The sequence below is a fragment of the Nocardioides sp. JS614 genome (assembly GCF_000015265.1).
Lineage (GTDB): Bacteria > Actinomycetota > Actinomycetes > Propionibacteriales > Nocardioidaceae > Nocardioides.
Window position 1 is genome coordinate 3,845,101 of sequence record NC_008699.1, and the last position, 18,346, is coordinate 3,863,446.

14 protein-coding genes are annotated in these 18,346 nt (G+C 71.9%); 4 read left to right on the forward strand and 10 right to left on the reverse strand.

Features of this window, described 5'->3' with window-relative positions; all coding sequences use genetic code 11:
- Complete coding sequence (locus NOCA_RS19840) at positions 1 to 960, forward strand: TIGR03557 family F420-dependent LLM class oxidoreductase (protein ID WP_011757058.1); 960 nt, start codon at positions 1 to 3, stop codon at positions 958 to 960.
- Here the strand turns inward: NOCA_RS19840 and NOCA_RS19845 are convergent.
- On the reverse strand, positions 915 to 1,370 hold the full coding sequence (locus tag NOCA_RS19845; protein ID WP_011757059.1) for an SRPBCC family protein: 456 nt from the start codon (positions 1,368 to 1,370) through the stop codon (positions 915 to 917). The genes NOCA_RS19840 and NOCA_RS19845 overlap by 46 nt on opposite strands.
- A gap of 248 nt (positions 1,371 to 1,618) precedes the next feature.
- Here NOCA_RS19845 and NOCA_RS19850 point away from each other — a divergent pair, with 248 nt between their 5' ends.
- Positions 1,619 to 2,905, forward strand: a complete 1,287-nt coding sequence (locus tag NOCA_RS19850; protein ID WP_011757060.1) for an O-acetylhomoserine aminocarboxypropyltransferase/cysteine synthase family protein — start codon at positions 1,619 to 1,621, stop codon at positions 2,903 to 2,905.
- A gap of 4 nt (positions 2,906 to 2,909) precedes the next feature.
- On the forward strand, positions 2,910 to 4,019 hold the full coding sequence (metX, locus tag NOCA_RS19855) for a homoserine O-acetyltransferase MetX (RefSeq protein ID WP_011757061.1): 1,110 nt from the start codon (positions 2,910 to 2,912) through the stop codon (positions 4,017 to 4,019).
- Between the two features lie 14 nt (positions 4,020 to 4,033).
- Here metX and guaA read toward each other — a convergent pair whose 3' ends face one another.
- The 7 genes from guaA to NOCA_RS19890 all read right to left on the reverse strand — a co-directional run bounded on the left by guaA (position 4,034) and on the right by NOCA_RS19890 (position 15,093).
- Entirely contained in the window at positions 4,034 to 5,617 is a 1,584-nt protein-coding gene (guaA, locus tag NOCA_RS19860) for a glutamine-hydrolyzing GMP synthase (protein ID WP_011757062.1), read from the reverse strand.
- A gap of 375 nt (positions 5,618 to 5,992) precedes the next feature.
- Complete coding sequence (locus NOCA_RS19865; protein WP_011757063.1) at positions 5,993 to 7,705, reverse strand: GMC oxidoreductase; 1,713 nt, start codon at positions 7,703 to 7,705, stop codon at positions 5,993 to 5,995.
- Entirely contained in the window at positions 7,702 to 9,324 is a 1,623-nt protein-coding gene (locus NOCA_RS19870; protein WP_011757064.1) for a succinic semialdehyde dehydrogenase, read from the reverse strand. The genes NOCA_RS19865 and NOCA_RS19870 overlap by 4 nt, the downstream gene beginning before the upstream one ends.
- 103 nt (positions 9,325 to 9,427) lie before the next feature.
- The gene (locus NOCA_RS19875) at positions 9,428 to 10,870 is read right to left on the reverse strand and encodes an aldehyde dehydrogenase (protein WP_011757065.1); all 1,443 of its coding nucleotides are present in this window, start codon (positions 10,868 to 10,870) and stop codon (positions 9,428 to 9,430) included.
- 25 nt (positions 10,871 to 10,895) lie between these two features.
- Entirely contained in the window at positions 10,896 to 12,017 is a 1,122-nt protein-coding gene (locus NOCA_RS19880) for a hypothetical protein (RefSeq protein WP_011757066.1), read from the reverse strand.
- The gene (locus tag NOCA_RS19885) at positions 12,014 to 13,141 is read right to left on the reverse strand and encodes a phosphotransferase family protein (protein ID WP_011757067.1); all 1,128 of its coding nucleotides are present in this window, start codon (positions 13,139 to 13,141) and stop codon (positions 12,014 to 12,016) included. Before NOCA_RS19885 ends, NOCA_RS19880 begins: the two co-directional genes overlap by 4 nt.
- Positions 13,142 to 13,338: 197 nt before the next feature.
- Positions 13,339 to 15,093, reverse strand: coding sequence for a glycerol-3-phosphate dehydrogenase/oxidase (locus NOCA_RS19890; RefSeq protein ID WP_011757068.1), 1,755 nt, complete (start codon positions 15,091 to 15,093; stop codon positions 13,339 to 13,341).
- Between the two features lie 72 nt (positions 15,094 to 15,165).
- Between NOCA_RS19890 and NOCA_RS19895 the strand changes: the two genes are divergently transcribed.
- Positions 15,166 to 16,377, forward strand: coding sequence for a CapA family protein (locus NOCA_RS19895; protein ID WP_011757069.1), 1,212 nt, complete (start codon positions 15,166 to 15,168; stop codon positions 16,375 to 16,377).
- Between the two features lie 3 nt (positions 16,378 to 16,380).
- On the opposite strand, the gene NOCA_RS19900 is transcribed toward NOCA_RS19895, so the two are convergent.
- The gene (locus NOCA_RS19900; RefSeq protein WP_011757070.1) at positions 16,381 to 17,169 is read right to left on the reverse strand and encodes a carbon-nitrogen hydrolase family protein; all 789 of its coding nucleotides are present in this window, start codon (positions 17,167 to 17,169) and stop codon (positions 16,381 to 16,383) included.
- 7 nt (positions 17,170 to 17,176) lie between these two features.
- Positions 17,177 to 18,283: a GuaB3 family IMP dehydrogenase-related protein gene (locus tag NOCA_RS19905; RefSeq protein ID WP_011757071.1), complete on the reverse strand. Its 1,107-nt coding sequence runs from the start codon at positions 18,281 to 18,283 to the stop codon at positions 17,177 to 17,179.
- Positions 18,284 to 18,346: the final 63 nt, after the last annotated feature.

Sequence of the window (18,346 nt, forward strand, 5' to 3'; positions counted from 1 at the left end):
GTGAGGATCGGCTACTTCCTCTCCTGTGAGGAGCACCCGCCCGAGGAGCTGGTCCGCCAGGCGAGGCTGGCCGCGGACGCCGGGTTCGAGGGGCTCTGGATCTCCGACCACTACCACCCGTGGAACCACGAGCAGGGCCAGAGCCCGTTCGTGTGGAGCGTGATCGGGGCGGTCAGCCAGGTCTGCGACCTGCCGATCACCACCGCGGTCACCTGCCCGACGGTGCGGATCCACCCGGCGATCATCGCCCAGGCGGCGGCCACCACCGCCCGGATGTGCCGAGGTGGGTTCCGCCTCGGGGTCGGCTCCGGCGAGGCGCTCAACGAGCACGTCACCGGCAGCCGCTGGCCCACCGCGGACGTCCGGCTCGAGATGCTCGAGGAGGCGGTCGACGTGATCCGCCGGCTGCTCACCGGCGAGCGGGTCACCCAGCACGGCCGGCACTACACGGTCGAGGACGCGCGGATCTTCACCCTGCCCGACCGGCCGGTCGAGATCCCGGTCTCCGGGTTCGGGCCGGAGGCGGTCTCGCTCGCCGCCCGGATCGGCGACGGGTTCGTGACCACGCAGCCGGACGCGGAGTCGCTGGCGTCGTACCGGGAACAGGGCGGCAAGGGCCCGGCGATGGCCGGCGCCAAGGCCTGCTGGGGTCCGGACCGCGAGCAGGCCCAGGCGCTCGCCCACCGGCTCTGGGCGAACGCCGGCGTTCCCGGCGAGCTCGCGCAGGTGCTGCCGAGCCCGGCGCACTTCGAGCAGGCCTCGTCGTTGGTGACCCCGGAGATGGTCGGCGAGACCATGCCCTGCGGGCCGGACGTCGAGGAGCACGTCACCAAGCTGGCGAAGTACGCCGAGGCCGGGTTCGACGAGCTGTACGTCGCGCAGGTGGGCCCGGACCAGGACGACTTCTTCCGCGCCTACGAGGCGGAGGTCCTCCCGGCGCTGCGGCGCTCGGCGATGTAGGCGAGCCGCCGCAGGCTCTCGGAGTTGCGCCACGTCAGCTGCAGGTCGCGAACCGGCTTCGGGATCAGGAGCGCAGGGCCGCTGACGGCGTCCTCCTCGATGCTGACGTCGGTCTCGACGCCGACCGCCTCCAGCCGGATCGTCACCCGGGCGGCACCGGTCGGCCAGGCCCGGGCGTGCAGCACCAGCGTCGAGCCCGGGGTCGACTCCACCACCTCGGTGCTGTCGTCCAGGAGCGCCGGCCAGGTGCCGACCGAGTGGTGCAGCTGCGAGCCGACCACGGGCCAGGCGTCGTCGACCTCGCGCATCCGGGAGGCGCCGACCACCCAGAGCGGGTAGAGCCAGCCGTCGGCCAGCACATCCCAGACCTGCTCGGGAGTGGCCTTCATCCTGCGGGTGTTGATCGCCATGGCAGCGCTGTACCCACTGGCCGGGATCCATTCGAGGAAATGGAAGAACCGCCGGGGTCTCGGGTCCCCGGCGGTTCGTTGAAAACTCTACCCAACCTGAACGGCCGGTGTCAGGAGGGCGAACGACCGAGTCGGTGAGACGTCCGTCACGCCGAGAGCGCCCGACAGGTGGACGCGGTCGGCGGGCCGGTCCGGGCCTGCCTACGCTCACACCGCGCATGTCGAGCGCAACCGCCCCAGGAGGAGAGATGACGTACCGACCCGAGACTCTTGCTGTCCACGCAGGCCAGGAGGAGCACGACCCGGCCACGAACAGCCGGGCCGTGCCGATCTACCAGACCACGTCGTACGTCTTCAACGACACCGAGCACGCGGCGAACCTCTTCAGCCTCGCCGAGCCGGGCAACATCTACACCCGGATCATGAACCCGACCCAGGACGTCTTCGAGCAGCGGATGACCCAGCTCGAGGGTGGCGTCGGGGCACTCGCCGTGGCCAGCGGCTCGACGGCGACGACCTACGCGGTGCTCAACCTGACCTACGCCGGCGACAACATCGTGGCGCTGTCCACGCTGTACGGCGGCACCTACGCGCTCTTCGCCCACACGCTGCCGCAGTTCGGCATCGAGGTGCGCTTCGTCGATCCCGACCGGCCCGAGGACCTCGCGAAGGTCGTCGACGACAAGACTCGCCTGGTCTTCGGCGAGACCGTCGGCAACCCCAGGATCAACGTCGTCGACATCCCGGCCTGGGCCGAGGCCGCCCACGCGCTCGGGCTGCCCCTGATCATCGACAACACCGCGCCCACGCCGTACCTGGTGCGGGCCTTCGACCAGGGCGCCGACGTCGTGGTGCACGCGGCGACGAAGTACATCGGCGGCCACGGCACCTCGATCGGCGGCGTGATCGTCGACTCCGGGAAGTTCGACTGGGCGGCCCACGCCGACCGGTTCCCCGGCCTGACGAAGCCCGACCCGGCCTACCACGGTGCGGTGTGGACCGAAGCGGCCGGCCCGGCGGCGTACATCATCCGGGCCCGCACCGTGCTGCTGCGCAACACCGGCGGGGCGACCACCCCGATGAACTCCTGGCTGTTCCTCCAGGGCCTCGAGACGCTGCACCTGCGCATGGAGCGGCACAGCGAGAACGCGTTGCAGGTCGCGGAGTTCCTGAACGGGCACGAGGGCGTCTCGTGGGTCAACTACCCGGGCCTGGCCGACAGCCCCCACAAGGAGACCTTCGACCGGATCGGCACCGGCAAGGGATACGGCGGCCTGCTGAGCTTCGGCCTGAAGTCCGGACGCGAGGGCGGCAAGCGGTTCATCGAGGCGTTGGGGCTCTTCAGCCACCTCGCCAACATCGGCGACGCGAAGTCCCTGGCGATCCACAACGCCACCACCACGCACAGCCAGCTCACGCCCGACGAGCTCGAGGCGGCGGGCGTCCCCGAGGACATGGTGCGGCTCTCGATCGGCATCGAGAACGTCGAGGACATCATCGCCGACCTGGACCAGGCGCTCGCAGCCAGCAAGTGACCCCATGACCGGCTCGCTCGGCTACGTCGAGACGCAGCGGGTCGTCCTGGCCGGCCCGGACGACCCGCTGCACCTGCGAGGCGGCGGCCGCCTCGATCACGTCGAGGTCGCCTACGAGACCTACGGGTCGCTCTCGCCGGCACGCGACAACGCCGTCTTCATCTGCCACGCCCTCACCGGCGACGCCCACGCCGCCGGGCTGCACGTGGGCTCGAAGAAGCGCGGGTGGTGGGACAACCTGATCGGCCCGGGCAAGCCCGTGGACACCGACCGCTTCTTCGTCATCTCCGCCAACCTGCTGGGCGGCTGCTCGGGCAGCACCGGCCCGCTGTCGACCGACCCGGCCACCGGCGCGCCGTACTGCCTCGACTTCCCGATGCTGCACATGAGCGACCTGGTCGCCGCACACCGGCGACTGGTCGCGCACCTCGGGATCGAGCGGCTGCACGCCGCAGTCGGCGGATCGCTCGGCGGCATGCAGGTCCTGCAATGGGTGATCGACGAACCCGACGCGCTCGAACGAGCGGTCCTCGTGGCCGCGTCCTCCCGGCTGTCACCGGAGAACATCGCGTTCTCCGCGATCGGCCGCGAGGCGATCATGTCCGACCCCGACTTCTGCAACGGACGGTACGTCGAGCAGGGCGTCTTCCCCTGGCGCGGCCAGAAGGTCGCCCGGATGATGGCGCACATCACCTACGTCTCGGCCCAGTCCCTCGAGACGAAGTTCGGCCACCGCCGCAGGTCTCGCGGCGACGCCTGGACGCTCGGCCCGGACTACGAGGTGGAGCACTACCTGCAGCACCAGGGACAGGTGTTCCTGGGCCGGTTCGACGCCCTGTCCTACCTCTACCTGACCCGCCTGCTCGACTACTTCGACCCGTTCGCCGACCCGGGGACGGCCGCTGCGCTGCGCAGCACCGCGACCCGGTTCCAGCTGACCTCGTTCGACTCCGACTGGCGCTTCGACTCCACCCAGTCCGCGCGGATGACCGCGGAGCTGAAGGCCTTGGGGGTGGCGGTGGACTGGGCCGAGCTGGCCTCACCGTTCGGCCACGACTCGTTCCTCCTGCAGCCTCCGGGGTACCACGAGCGGATCGCCGAGTTCCTCGGCTGACCTCGACCGGGCGGTCACTCCCACTCGATGGTGCCCGGGGGCTTGGAGGTGATGTCGACCGTCACCCGGTTGATCTCCCGCACCTCGTTGGTGATCCGGGTCGAGATCCGCTCGAGCACGTCGTACGGCAGCCGCGCCCAGTCGGCGGTCATCGCGTCCTCGGAGGTGACCGGACGGAGCACGACGGGGTGTCCGTAGGTGCGGTGGTCACCCTGGACGCCGACCGAGCGGACGTCGGCGAGGAGCACGACGGGGAACTGCCAGATGTCGCGGTCCAGGCCGGCGCGGGTGAGCTCCTCCCGGGCGATGGCGTCGGCCTCGCGGAGGATGTCGAGCCGCTCGCGGGTGACCTCGCCGATGATCCGGATGCCGAGCCCGGGGCCCGGGAACGGCTGGCGCCACACGATCTCGGCCGGCAGGCCGAGCTGCTCGCCGACCAGCCGGACCTCGTCCTTGAACAGGGTGCGCAGCGGCTCGACCAGCTCGAACTCGAGGTCGTCGGGCAGGCCGCCGACGTTGTGGTGTGACTTGATGTTGGAGGTCCCCGCTCCCCCGCCGGACTCGACCACGTCGGGGTAGAGCGTGCCCTGGACGAGGAACGCGACCTTGCTCCCCCCATCGTCCGGCAGACTCCCGCCGAGGATGTCCGCCTCCGCGGCCTCGAAGACCCGGATGAACTCGCGGCCGATGATCTTGCGCTTCTCCTCGGGGTCGGTGACGCCCGCGAGTGCGTCGAGGAACTGCTTCTCGGCGTCGACGACCTTGAGGTCGACGCCGGTCGCGGCCACGAAGTCGCGCTCGACCTGCTCGGTCTCGCCCTGGCGCATCAGCCCGTGGTCGACGTACACACAGGTGAGCCGGTCGCCGATCGCCCGCTGCACGATCGCGGCCGCGACCGCGGAGTCGACGCCGCCGGACAGCCCGCAGATCGCCTGGCCGCGATCGCCGATCTGCGCGCGGATGGCCTCGATCTGCTCCTCGACGATGTTGACCATGGTCCAGGTCTGGCGGCAGTGGGCGATCTGGACCAGGAAGTGCTCGAGCACCTTCTGGCCGTGCTCGGTGTGCAGCACCTCGGGGTGCCACTGGACGCCGGCCAGGCCGCGGTCGACGTCCTCGAACGCCGCCACCGGCGTCGTGGCCGTCGAGGCCAGCACGTCGAAGCCGGACGGGGCGGCCGCCACCGAGTCGCCGTGCGACATCCACACGGTGTGGTGCGCGGGGATGTCCGCCAGCAGCGTCCCGGGTCGGGCCACGGCGACCGCCGTACGCCCGTACTCCCGGGCGCCGGTGTGGGCCACCTCGCCCCCGAGGCCCTGGGCCATCAGCTGGAAGCCGTAGCACATCCCGAACACCGGGGTGCCGGAGGTGAAGATCGCGGGGTCGATGCTCGGGGCGTCGGGCTCGTAGACCGAGGACGGGCCGCCGGAGAGGATGATCGCCTTCGGCTCGCGGGCCAGGATCTCGGCCACCGGGGTCGTGTGCGGCACGATCTCGGAGTAGACCCGCGCCTCGCGGACCCGCCGGGCGATCAGCTGGGCGTACTGCGCCCCGAAGTCGACCACCAGGACCAGATCGTGCTCCGCGGGCTGCGTCATGCGGCACAGCCTATCGAGGCGAGCAGCCGACCCACCGCCTCGCTTCGGTGGGAGAGATCCAGGCTCGGTGCACGGCTGTCTTCTCAGGCAATCCGGGAACTTCTGGCCCGAAGTTTCGGCCGAACGGTTCCGGTTTCCCCGGTTAGCCGGGGAAACCGCCGGCGGCGTCCGGAAACGCATCAGGGCCCGGCCGGGGAGGGAGGGATGGCCGGGCCCTGACCGTCCACGCGTCTGCTGGACAGAGCCTGGACATGGGACCCGGCGGTGGGAGGGAGCGTATTTGCCGGGTCCGCTGGCTCAACGACCCGTGCTGACCCGGGTCACGGGCCATTCTCAGGAAATTTCTGCAGATTCCCGTCCGGTTCGGATCCACGCTCAGCTGACGCCGACGATCGGCAGCCGCAGCGCCCCGGGCGCGTCGTCGGGGACCACCGGGGCGGCGGGGCGGACCGGCTGGATCCGCTGGTACGCCGCGCCCAGGTCGGGCCGCGGGTCGGCCTCGCCCTTGTTGGGCCAGAACGACATGGCGCGCTCCGCCTGCGCGGTGATCGTCAGCGACGGGTTCACGCCGAGGTTCGCCGAGATCGCCGAGCCGTCGGCGATGTGCAGCCCGGGGTACCCGTAGACCCGCTGGTAGGGGTCCACCACCCCGGTCTCCCGGGAGTCGCCGATCGGGCAGCCGCCCAGGAAGTGGGCGGTCAGCGGCATGTTGAAGGCGTCGCCGACCGCACTGCCGGGGAAGCCGCCGGTGATCCGGGCCATCGCCCGGATCGCCTCGTTGCCGGCCGGGATCCAGGTCGGGTTCGGCTCGCCGTGGCCCTGCTTGGAGGTCAGGTAGCGCTTGCGGGTGCCGGGGATCCGCTTGGTGTAGGTGGTGATCGAGTTGTCCACGCTCTGCATCACCAACGCGATGATCGTGCGCTCGGACCAGTGCTTCATGTCGTAGAGGTTCGGCACCTGCTTGCGCTGGCGCCACACCTCGCGCAGCCAGGTCCGCCAGCGCGGCTCGTCGCCGTCACCGTCGGTGAGCACCGACTGGAGCAACGACATCAGGTTGCTGCCCGGTCCGTAGCGGACCGGCTCGATGTGGGTGTTCGCGTCCGGGTGGAAGCTGCTGGTGATCGCGATGCCCTGGCTGTAGTCGACCGACAGGTCCGGCGCGACCACGCCGCCGATCGACTCGGAGTTGGTCCGGGCCAGCTCACCGAGGCGGTCGGAGAGGCGGGGCAGGTGCCCCTCGTCCTTCATCTTGTGCAGCAGCCGCTGGGTGCCGAGCGCGGACGCGGCGAACACGACCTGCTCGGCGCTCAGCACCCGCCGCACCGAGCGCCGGTCGATCTTCGCCTTCGTGTAGCGGACGTGCACGTCGTACCCGCCGCCCTCGCGCGGGCGGACCCGGGTCACCGTGGTCAGCGGCATCACCTTCGCGCCGTTGCGCTCGGCGAGGTAGAGGTAGTTCTTGACCAGGGTGTTCTTGGCGTTGTGCCGGCAGCCGGTCATGCACGAGCCGCAGGCGATGCAGGTACGCCGGTCCGGCCCGGCGCCGCCGAAGAACGGATCGTCCACGGCCTGGCCCATGCCCGCCCCGGGACCGCCGAAGAACACCCCGACCGGCGTGGGGTGGAAGGTGTCGGCGACGCCCATCTCGGTCGCCACCTTCTCCATGATCTCGTCGGAGGGCGTGCGGAGCGGGTTCTCGACGACGCCCAGCATCCGCTTGGCCTGGTCGTAGTACGGCGCCAGCTCGGCGCGCCAGTCGGTGATGTGGCTCCACTGGGCGTCGGCGTAGAACGCCGGCAGCGGCTCGTAGAGGGTGTTCGCGTAGACCAGCGACCCCCCGCCCACGCCCGCCCCGGAGACGATCAGGCAGTCCTTGAGCGCGTCGATGCGCTGGATGCCGTAGCAGCCGATCTCGGGCCGGAAGAGGTACTTCGAGACCTCGAAGGAGGTCTCGGGCAGGTCCTGGTCCTCGAACCGGGCGCCCGCCTCGATCACGCCGACCCGGTAGCCCTTCTCGGTCAGGCGCAGCGCCGTCACGGACCCGCCGAAGCCGGACCCCACCACCAGCACGTCGTAGTCGAACCTCATGCGCGTCCCACCTTCTTCATCAGGCGCAGGTTGGCGTTCATGACCTTGGCGTACATCTGGTCGGACATGCCGTACTGCGGGGCGAACCGGATCAGCCGCTGGGTCGCGACGGCCTGGGTCTCGGTGAACCGCCGGACGCCCATCGCGCCCTGGCGGCGGCCGGCGCCGGACTCGCGCATGCCGCCCATCGGGGCGTCGATGCTCGCGAAGGTCGCGGCGAAGGCCTCGTTGACGTTGACGGTCCCGCAGCGCAGGTGCCGGGCGATCAGCCGCGCCCGGGCGCCGTCGCGGCTGTAGACCGAGGCGTTCAGGCCGTACTCGCCGTCGTTGGCCCGGGCGACGGCGTCGACCTCGTCGTGGAACCGGTAGAGCGACACGACCGGCCCGAAGGTCTCCTTGCCGAAGCAGGTCATGTCGGGGCTGACCCCCTCGAGGATGGTCGGCTCGAAGAAGTACGGGCCGAGGTCGGGGCGGGCCTTGCCGCCGGCGAGCACCCGGGCGCCCTTGGCGACCGCGTCGTCGACGTGGGCGGTGACCGTGTCGAGCTGGGCCTGGGAGATCAGCGGGCCCATGTCGTTGCCCCAGTCCAGGGTCGCGCCGAGGGTCAGCGCCTCGGTGCGGGCCACGAACCGGTCCACGAACCGGTCGTAGAGCTGGTCGGCGACGAAGATCCGCTCCATCGAGACGCACAACTGGCCGGCGTTGGAGAACGAGGCGCGTACGGCGCCCTCCGCGGCCTTCTCGAGGTCGGCGTCGCGGAGCACGAGGAGCGGGTTCTTGCCGCCGAGCTCGAGCGAGCAGCCGATCAGCCGGTCCGCGCAGCCCTTCGCGATCGACCGGCCGGTGGCGGTCGAGCCGGTGAAGCAGACGTAGTCGGCCCGCTCGACGATCGCGCCGCCGATCTCCGCGCCCGGGCCGGCGACGACCTGCCACAGGTCGCGCGGCAGGCCGGCCTGATCGAGCAGCCGGGCACCGAGCAGCGCGGAGAGCATCGTCTGCGAGTCCGGCTTGGCGACGACCGCGTTGCCGGCCATCAGCGCGGCGATGCCGTCGATCAGCGCCAGGTTGAAGGGGTAGTTCCAGGGCGAGATGATCCCGACGACGCCGACCGGGTTGTGGTTGACCTCGACCCGGGTCAGGCCGGGCACGACCCCGATCTTGCGCTCGGTGCCGAGGTGCCGCTTGGCGGTGCGCGCGTAGTAGCGGGCGGTCAGCGCGACGTGCAGCGGCTCGTCGAAGGCGTGCTTGCGGGCCTTGCCGCTCTCCCAGACGATCAGGTCGATGATCTCGTCCTGGTGGTCGAGCACCAGGTCGTGCAGCCGCAGCAGGATCGCCGAGCGCTCCGCGAGCGGGGTGCGGGCCCAGGCGACCTGCGCCCTTCGGGCCCGCTCGAATGCCGTCGCGACGTCCTCGACGGTGGACTGCGGGACGTGCCCGAGCGGGGCGTCGTTGAGCGGGGACCGGACCTGGACCGAGCGGCCGGCGGTGGCGACCAGGCGCCGGGTGAGCGCGTCGGCGTACTCCGGCTCGAGGGCGTAGGCCGCCGTCGGGTCGTGCTCGGGGTCGAACGGGCCTTCGACGACCGGGCCGCCGGCGGGAGTCGGGCTCTGGGCGCTCATACCGGCGAGGGTATGTGACGCGCGTCTCGGAAACTACCCTTCGGTAGCCTCGTGTGGGTTTTTACACATGGCGTCCGAATGTCAAGACGGTCGGCGGTCGGGTTCAGGGCGTGTAGATCGCCTTCAGCTCGGTGTACTGGGCCAGGCCCTCCGGGCCGAACTCGCGGCCGATCCCGGAGGACTTGTAGCCGCCGAACGGCGCCGCGAAGTCCATCGTGTAGGTGTTCACGCCGTAGGTGCCGGTGCGCACCCGCCGGGCCACGTCGAGGCCGGCCTCGACGTCACCGGTCCACACCGTGCCGGCGAGGCCGTAGTCGGAGTCGTTGGCGATCCGGACCGCGTCGTCCACGTCGTCGAAGGGGATCACCGAGAGCACCGGGCCGAAGATCTCCTCCCGGGCGATCCGCATCCGGTTGTCGACGTCGGCGAACACCGTGGGGCGGACGTACCAGCCCGCGTCCAGCCCGTCAGGGCGGCCGTTGCCGCCGACGACCACGCGCGCGCCCTCCTCCTGACCGAGGGCGATGTACTTCTCGACCCGCTCCTGCTGGCGCTGGGCCACCAGTGGGCCGATCTCGGTGGCCGGGTCCATCGGGTCGCCCACCTGCATCCCGGACACGGTCGCGGCCAGCGCGTCCACCACCTCGTCGTACCGGCTCCGGGAGGCGAGGATCCGGGTCTGCGCGACGCAGGCCTGCCCGGAGTTCATCAGCGCGGTGAACTTCAGGCCCTCCATCGTGGCGGCCAGGTCGGCGTCGTCGAGCACGATCGCCGCGGACTTGCCGCCGAGCTCGAGCGAGACCCGCTTGAGCTGCTCGCCACAGACGGCCGCGATCTTGCGGCCCGCCGCAGTGGAGCCGGTGAAGGCGACCTTGTCGACGCCCGGGTGGGCGACCAGGTGCTCGCCGACCTCGCGGCCCGCGGCCACGATGTTGACGACGCCGGCCGGTACGCCGGCCTCCGCGAGCAGCTCGGCCATCAGGTAGGTGTCCAGCGGGGTCTCGGGCGCCGGCTTGACCACCACCGTGCAGCCGGCGAGCAGCGCCGGGACGACCTTGGACATCGTCGTGAACTGCGGGACGTTCCACGGCGGGATCGCCGCGACCACGCCGACCGGCTCGCGCCGCACGATCACGTCGGCGCCGAGCGCGCCGGGCCGCGCCTCCTCCCACGGGAACGCCCGCGCGACCGCGAGGAACGACTCGATCTGCATCCACGGCGCCGGGGACTGGGCGAGGTTGGCGAACGACGTCGGCGAGCCCATCTCGATCGTGATCAGCTCGGCCATCTCGGCGAGCTTGCCGGCGTAGAGGTTCGAGAACGCCTGGACGACCTCGATCCGCTCCTGTGGGCTCATCCGCGGCCAGGGGCCGTCGTCGAACGCCCGACGCGCCGCCGCGACCGCGGCGTCGATGTCGGCGGCGCTGCCCTCGGGCACGGTCGCGACCACCTGCTCGGTGTGCGGCGAGACGACTTGGAGCGTGGCCGAGGTCGCCGGCGCCGCCCAGCCGCCGTCGATGAAGAACGCGGAGCGGTCGAGGGTCATGGGATCGGTTTCCTCTCGGGTGCGGTCACGGGGCGAGGGCGAAGAAGTCGGCGAAGCCCGACGGGTCGTGCCGGCCGATGCAGAAGTGCTCGAAGAGCCCGAAGCCCTCCTGGCCGTCGGCCCCTCCTTGGCTGCACAGCGCCCGCCCGACGTGGTCCACGCAACCGAACATGAACCGGCCCTGCACGGCCGGGTCGTCCAGCGCGTACGTGACCCGCTCGGCGAAGCCCGCGCCCTTCCAGGTGCCGTGGATCCAGTCCGGGTCGCCGCCGTAGCCGCCGCCGACGTGGAGGGGTACGGCGAGCCGGGACTCGACCTCGAGCACGAGCGGCTTGCCCTCGGGCGTCGTGCAGCGGATCGTCGCGCCGGTCGGCGTACGCGTGCCGGAGGCGTAGTGGACGTCGACCAGCGGCCAGCCGAGCTGCTCGACCCGGCCGTCCTTCCAGACCCGCGTGCAGTCGTTGAGGGTGCGGAACCCGTCGGGGTCCTCCTGGAGGATCAGCACGATCGCGAAGTCCTCGAACTGCAGCGGCACGTAGAGCCACCACATCCCCTCGAACGGCGGGTCGGACGGCGCGCCCGGCGGCTCGGCCTCCCCGACCGGGCGGATCCCCCAGGAGCGGTCCCGGCTGCCGACCCAGGTCGCCGGGTCGACGGTGATCTCCTCGCCGTCGATCGCGATCGTGCCGCGCCAGGTGCCGAGCTGGGCGAACCGCTGGGCGTCGAGGGTGACCCGGCTGCCGGAGCGCAGCACGTGCGGCTGCTCCTGGACCACCGGGCAGGTGCCCTCCCAGGTGAGGTCGAGCGCGATGCCCTCGGTCTCCTCGAGCACGACCCGGACGGTCTGCAGCGGCTCGGGGACCTCGACGCGGTAGCGGCCGACGTGCGGGTTGAGCCGGTCCTGGTCGATCAGGTCGGAGAGGTGCACGGCGGTCTGCTTGCCGTCGCGGGCGACCAGGACGAACGCGTCCTTGGTGCCGAGGTTGGGGTAGTAGCCGAGACCGGTGACCACCATGAGGTCGCCGGTGCGGTCGTGGGCGTTGAAGTACCAGCGGTCGTAGAAGTTGCGGTCGCTGCTGTTGGCCCAGGCCAGGGGCAGCGGCGCCTGGTGGAGCGGGAACTCGTCGAGCGGTCCGATGCCGGTCATGCTCCTGCTTCCTCGAGGAGGCGCTCCATCAGCGGCTTGTGGTGGAACAGCGTCTCGAGGTCGTCCGGGCGCTCGATCTCGCCGAAGTGGATCTGCCGGGCGCCGGTGCGCATGAACACGATGCACCACTGCACCGCGTTGTAGACGTGATACCAGTGCAGGTCGCCGACCTGGACGCCGGTGCGCTCGGCGTACGTCGCCCTGACGTCCTCCTCGCGCAGGAAGTGCGGCATGCCGGGAAGCTCGAGCATCCCGGTGATCGTCTCGAAGACCTGGTGGGCGAAGACCACCCACGACAGGTCGAGCTCGCGCGGGCCGAGCGCGGCCATCTCCCAGTCGAGGACGCCGACCGGCTCGAAGTCGCGGTAGAGCACGTTGCCGATGCGGGAGTCGCCCCAGCACAGCACGGCCTCGTCGGTGTCGGGCAGGTGCGCCTCGAGCCACGCCAGGCCGCGCTCGACCAGCGGGGAGCGGCCGATGTCGGCGACCGCGAACTCGTACCAGGCGCGGGTCCGCGCGAGGTTGCGGGCCAGCGGGGTCTCGCCGGGGTGTGCCGGGTCGAGGAACCCGAACCTCGTGGCGGCGTCGGGGATCGCGTGCAGCCGGGCGATCACGTCGACCGTGGCGTCCTGGAGCCGGCGCTGGTCCGCGTGGGTGGCGTCGTGGAGCCAGTTGTCGCCGAAGTTGTAGGGCAGCACGTCCTGCGGCACCAGCCCGTCGATGCGGTCCATGAGGAAGAACGGGGTGCCGAGCACCTCGCCGGTCGGCTCCATCCAGCGCACCTGTGGCACCGGGACGTCGGTGGTCTCGCCGACGATGCGGATCGCGTCGTACTGGTCCTGGAGCGCGTAGGTCGGGAAGACCGGGAGGTCGTCGAGCGCGGGTGCCACGCGGGCGACGTACTCCCCCAGCCGGCGCTCACCCCCCTCGGTCCAGGCGACGTCGAGGATCAGCGTCTCCGAGGACATCCCGTTGGCGTCCACGCCGCTGTGCAGCGTCACCACCGGGTCGGCCCCGTCGGGCAGCACCGGCGCCAGCCACCCGGCCAGCCGGGCCGGCACGGTGCTCGCCTCCCTGCTCGAGCGCTGCATCCTCAGGTCGGCCGGCGGCGGCGCCTGGGTCACGTTCCCCTCCCAACGGATCGCTGTGACATGGGTCTCAGCATTGGTGGAACGTGTTCTAGTTGTCAACTAGACGATTGCCGTCGCCGTCGACGGTTTCCCCGGTTCACCGGGGAAGTTGGAACTGTTGGCCCGAAGTTTCGGCCCAACAGTTCCGGTTTCCCCGGTGAACCGGGGAAACCGACCGCGGCCAACGCCCCTCACACGATGTCGGGGGCCGACACCCGGGCCTCGTCGGCCTCCTGGTCGGTGAGCTGCAGCTGGCTCTGCCGCTCGGCCTCGACCCGGCGCCGGTAGTGGTCGATCTCGTCGGCGGTGCGGGCGTCGTCCCAGCCGAGCTCACCGGCCATCAGCCGCGCGACCTCGGAGGCCACCCGGACACCGCGGTCGAAGGTCTCGATCGAGATGCGGGTACGGCGGGTCAGCAGGTCGTCGAGGTGCCGGGCACCCTCGTGGGTGACGGCGTAGACGACCTCGGCGGCGAGGTAGTCGTCCGCACCGTCCAGCGGCGCGGCCAGCTCGGGCCGGGTGGCCACCAGGTCGAGCAGGTCGTCGACCAGGCCGCCGTAGCGGCCGAGGAGGTGGTCGATCCGGGCGACGTGCAGCCCCGAACGACGCGAGAGGAGCACCCGCTGGTTGGCGCGGGTCTCCCAGTCGGCGGCGCCGACCAGCGGCACCCTGTCGGTGATCGAGTCGCGGACGGTGAGGTTCGCGGTGGTGCGCAGCGAGTGTGCGGCCGCGTCGACCGCATCCTTGCCCATCACCCGGTAGGTCGTGAGCTTGCCGCCCGCGATCATCACCAGCCCAGGGACCGGGGTGACCACGGTGTGCTCGCGGGAGATCCGCGAGGTCGGCTCCGACTCCCCGGACAGCAGCGGCCGGAGCCCGGCGTACACGCCCTGGACGTCGTCGTGGTCCAGCGGCTCGCGCAGGATCGCGTTGACGTGCTCGAGGACGTAGTCGATGTCGGCCCGCGACGCCGCGGGGTGCGCCTTGTCCAGGTCCCACGGCGTGTCGGTGGTGCCGATGATCCAGTGCCGGCCCCACGGGATCACGAACAGCACGGAGATCGCGGTGCGCACGATGAACCCCGCCTCGGAGCGGATCCGGTCGCGCGGCACGACGAGGTGGATGCCCTTGCTGGCCTGGACGTGCAGCGCGCCGCGGCCGCCGACCATCTCCTGGATCTCGTCGGTCCACACGCCGGCGGCGTTCACCACCACCCGCGCCCGCACCTCGAGCTCCTCCTGGGTCTCCAGGTCGAGGGCGCGTACGCCGACCACCCGCTCGCCCTCGCGGAGGAACCCGGTCACCTTGACCCGAGTGGCCACGTGCGCGCCGTGGGCGGCGGCGGTGCGGGCGAGCGTGACCACCAGCCGGGCGTCGTCGACCTGGCAGTCCCAGTACTGGATCGCACCGGTGATCGTCTCCGCCCGGAAGTCCGGGGCGATCCGCGCCACGTGGCGGCGCAGCAGGTGCTTGTGCCGCGGCAGCCCCATGTCACCCTGGCTCCGCAGCGCGCCGAGGGCCGCCATCCCGTCGTACAGCGTGAGCCCCGCGGCGACGTAGGGGCGCTCCCAGCCGCGATGGGTCAGCGGGTAGAGGAACGGGACCGGCCGGACCAGGTGCGGCGCCAGTCGGGTGAGCAGCAGGCCACGCTCCTGGAGCGCCTCGCGGACCAGGCCGAAGTCGAGCATCTCCAGGTAGCGCAGGCCACCGTGGATCAGCTTGCTGCTGCGGCTGCTGGTGCCGCTGGCCAGGTCGCGCTGCTCGAGCAGCCCGGTGCTCAGGCCGCGGGTCACCGCGTCCAGCGCGGTGCCGGCACCGGTCACGCCGCCGCCGACGACCAGGACGTCCAGCTCGGGCCGGACCCCGGCGGGCTGGCCGCCGGTCGACCGCATGGCGGCGAGCGCTCGGTCGCGGGCCTGCGGGCTGAGGGCGCTGGGCTGGCTCATATGCCCAGTCTCGCAAAGATCGGGATCGGCGATGTCGCCCCGCGGGCCGCCCCGACCCGGTTGAATGGAGGCATGGCCGGTCGACCGGTGCGCCGCGTCGCCATCACTGTCCTGCTGGTCGCGGCGTGCGCGCTCGTCCTCGCCATCGTCGGCGTCGCGTGGCCGACCCGCCTGGCCGAGGAGTCGCCCGCCGCACCGCCGCTCGCCGACACACCGGCGCTGGTCCCGACCGGCCTGCCCGCGGGCGAGGACGCCGCCCCGGTGACCGAGCCGCCCACCGAGCCGCCGCCGCGCACCGCGACGATCCTGCTGGGCGGGGACCTGCTGTGGCACAACACCGTCTGGCACAGCGCGGCGGAGGACCATGCCCGCACCGGCGCCGGCGACCGGTTCGACTTCGATCCGATGTTCGCGATGCTGCGGCCGTACGTCGAGTCCGCCGACCTGGCCGTGTGCCACGAGGAAGTGCCGTTCGCCGCGCCGGGCGGGCCGCTGCACAGCTACCCGGTGTTCGCCGCCCCACACCAGATCGCGGCCTGGATCGGAACCATGGGCTGGGATGCCTGCACCACGGCCTCCAACCACAGCATGGACGCCGGGGTGGACGGGATCGTCCGGACCGCCGACCTGCTCGACCGGGCCGGGGTCGCCCACGTCGGCACGTTCCGCAGCGCCGCGGAGCGCCGCGACCCGGTGGTGCTCACCACCGGCGACGGGGTGCGGGTCGCGATCGTGGCGGCGACGTACGGGCTGAACGGCTACGTGCTCCCCGCGGGGCAGGAGTGGGCCGTCGCTCAGCTCGGCGACGCCGACGACCTGCTCGCCCAGGCGGGCCGGGCGCGCCGGGCCGGTGCGGACGTCGTGGTCGCGCACGTGCACTGGGGCACGGAGTACGACCACCTCCCCGACGCCGCCCAGCTCGCCCTCGCCGAGCAGCTGACCGCGTCCCCCGACATCGACCTGGTCGTCGGCGAGCACGCGCACGTGGTGCAGCCGATCACCCGGGTGAACGGCACCTGGGTCGTCTACGGCATGGGCAACATGGTGGCCCAGAGCGAGCTCGAGCGGCCGGCGGCGTACGAAGGCATCACCGTCCGCGCCGAGGTCACCGAGCGGCCGGACGGGAGCTGGCGGGTCAGCGGCCTGTCCTACCTGCCGACCCAGTGGAACCACTACGTCCCGGGCCAGCCCATCCGGATCCAGCGCGCGACCGGTGCCCACCTCGCGTCGATCCGGTCGGCGGTCGACGGACTCGGCGGCAACGCCGGCCTCCTCGAGCAGTAGCGGCTAGCGACGCACCCGCGGGCCGAGGTCGCCGCGATGGTCGCTGATCATCGTGTGCGTGGCCCGGGTCTGCGCGACGAGCCCGGCGTCGAGGTCGGCGATCGCCAGTCCCTCCTCCTCGGCGAGCCGGGCGATCGGTCGCCCCTCGGGGTCGTAGACCGCCGAGCCGCCGATGAACTCGAACCCGCCGCACCGGCCGGTCAGCCCGGAGAACACGACGTACATGCCGTTCTCGACGGCGCGCGCGGCGTAGTAGAGGTCGCGGCGGTGGGCACCGCCGGGGAAGTACGCCGCCGAGCTCAGGTAGCCGACCGCGCCGTCGCGCGCCGCGGCCTGCGCGTGCTCGGGGAAGCAGCCGTCGTAGCAGATCGACAGGCCCAGCTCGAGGCCGTCGACCTCGATCGAGGTGCCGTGGTCGCCGACGGTGAAGAAGGTCTTCTCGAGCCCGTCCAGGTGCTGCTTGTCGTACGGCGCGTCCGCGCGGCCGTCCGGCCGCACCACGATCTGCGAGAGCCGGCGCTCGGCACCCCGGCGCAGCGCCGTGCCCACGACGACCGTGACCCCGGCGGCGGACTCCGCGCGCAGCGGGTCCAGCCACCCGCCGTCGAGCCCCTCGGCATCCGGCAGCGGGCCGTCGAACGCGGCGACGTCGTACCCGGTCAGGAACGCCTCGGGCAGCACCAGCACCCGGACGTCCTGGGTCGCGGCGAGCCGGGTGAGCCGCGCGGCCGTGCGCACGTTCGCGTCGAGGTCGCCGCTGACCGAGACCGCCTGCCCGGCCGCGACCCTCACGCCGGCCTCACTCGACGACGATCTCGACGCGCTGGAACTCCTTGAGCTCGGTGTAGCCGGTGGTCGCCATCGAGCGGCGCAGCGCGCCCATCAGGTTCATCGTGCCGTCGGCGACCCGGGACGGGCCGAACAGGATCTCCTCGATCGTCCCGACGGTCTCGAACTGCACCCGCTGGCCGCGGGGCAGGTCGTGGTGGTGGGCCTCGGTGCCCCAGTGGAACCCGCGTCCGGGGGCGTCGGTGGCCCGCGCGAACGGTGAGCCGACCATCACGGCGTCGGCGCCGCAGGCGATCGCCTTCGCGACGTCGCCGGACTTGCCGATCGAGCCGTCCGCGATCACGTGGACGTAGCGGCCGCCGGACTCGTCGAGGTAGTCGCGGCGCGCGGCGGCGACGTCGGCGACCGCGGACGCCATCGGCACCGCGACCCCGAGCACGGTCCGGGTCGTGTGCGCGGCTCCTCCGCCGAAGCCGACCAGGACGCCGGCCGCGCCCGTGCGCATCAGGTGCAGCGCGGCCTGGTGGGTCGCGCAGCCGCCGACGACCACCGGCACGTCGAGCTCGTAGATGAACTCCTTGAGGTTCAACGGCTCGGCCTGGGAGGACACGTGCTCCGCGGACACCGTCGTACCCCTGATCACGAACATGTCGACGCCGGCGTCGACGACCGCCTTCGCGAAGTCCTTGGTGCGCCCGGGCGAGAGCGACCCGGCGACGGTGACCCCCGCGTCGCGGATCTCGCGCAGCCGCTCGGTGATCAGCTCGGCCTTGATCGGCTCGGTGTACATCTGCTGGAGCCGGCGGGTGCCCTCGCTGCCCTCGAGCGCGGCGACCTCCTCGAGCAGCGGGTCCGGGTCCTCGTAGCGCGTCCACAGGCCCTCGAGGTTGAGCACGCCGAGCCCACCGAAGCGACCCAGTGCGATCGCCGTCCCGGGCGACATCACCGAGTCCATCGGCGCCGCGAGCACCGGGATGTCGAAGCGGTAGGCGTCGATCTGCCAGGCGGTGCTCACCTCCTCCGGGTCGCGGGTGCGCCGGGACGGCACGATCGCGATGTCGTCGAAGGAGTACGCATGCCGGGCCCGCTTGGCCCGGCCGATCTCGATGTCGGTCACCGATCAACTCTATCGAGACCGGCGGCAACCGGTCGCGGGGCCCAGATCCTCGGATCTGGTAGG

Excerpts from the sequence above, each read along its gene's own strand:
- NOCA_RS19845 (WP_011757059.1), bottom strand. The coding sequence starts at position 1,370 with ATGGCGATCAACACCCGCAGGATGAAGGCCACTCCCGAGCAGGTCTGG.
- NOCA_RS19850 (WP_011757060.1), top strand. The coding sequence starts at position 1,619 with ATGACGTACCGACCCGAGACTCTTGCTGTCCACGCAGGCCAGGAGGAG.
- metX (WP_011757061.1), top strand. The coding sequence starts at position 2,910 with ATGACCGGCTCGCTCGGCTACGTCGAGACGCAGCGGGTCGTCCTGGCC.
- guaA (WP_011757062.1), bottom strand. The coding sequence starts at position 5,617 with ATGACGCAGCCCGCGGAGCACGATCTGGTCCTGGTGGTCGACTTCGGG.
- NOCA_RS19865 (WP_011757063.1), bottom strand. The coding sequence starts at position 7,705 with ATGAGGTTCGACTACGACGTGCTGGTGGTGGGGTCCGGCTTCGGCGGG.
- NOCA_RS19870 (WP_011757064.1), bottom strand. The coding sequence starts at position 9,324 with ATGAGCGCCCAGAGCCCGACTCCCGCCGGCGGCCCGGTCGTCGAAGGC.
- NOCA_RS19875 (WP_011757065.1), bottom strand. The coding sequence starts at position 10,870 with ATGACCCTCGACCGCTCCGCGTTCTTCATCGACGGCGGCTGGGCGGCG.
- NOCA_RS19880 (WP_011757066.1), bottom strand. The coding sequence starts at position 12,017 with ATGACCGGCATCGGACCGCTCGACGAGTTCCCGCTCCACCAGGCGCCG.
- NOCA_RS19890 (WP_011757068.1), bottom strand. The coding sequence starts at position 15,093 with ATGAGCCAGCCCAGCGCCCTCAGCCCGCAGGCCCGCGACCGAGCGCTC.
- NOCA_RS19895 (WP_011757069.1), top strand. The coding sequence starts at position 15,166 with ATGGCCGGTCGACCGGTGCGCCGCGTCGCCATCACTGTCCTGCTGGTC.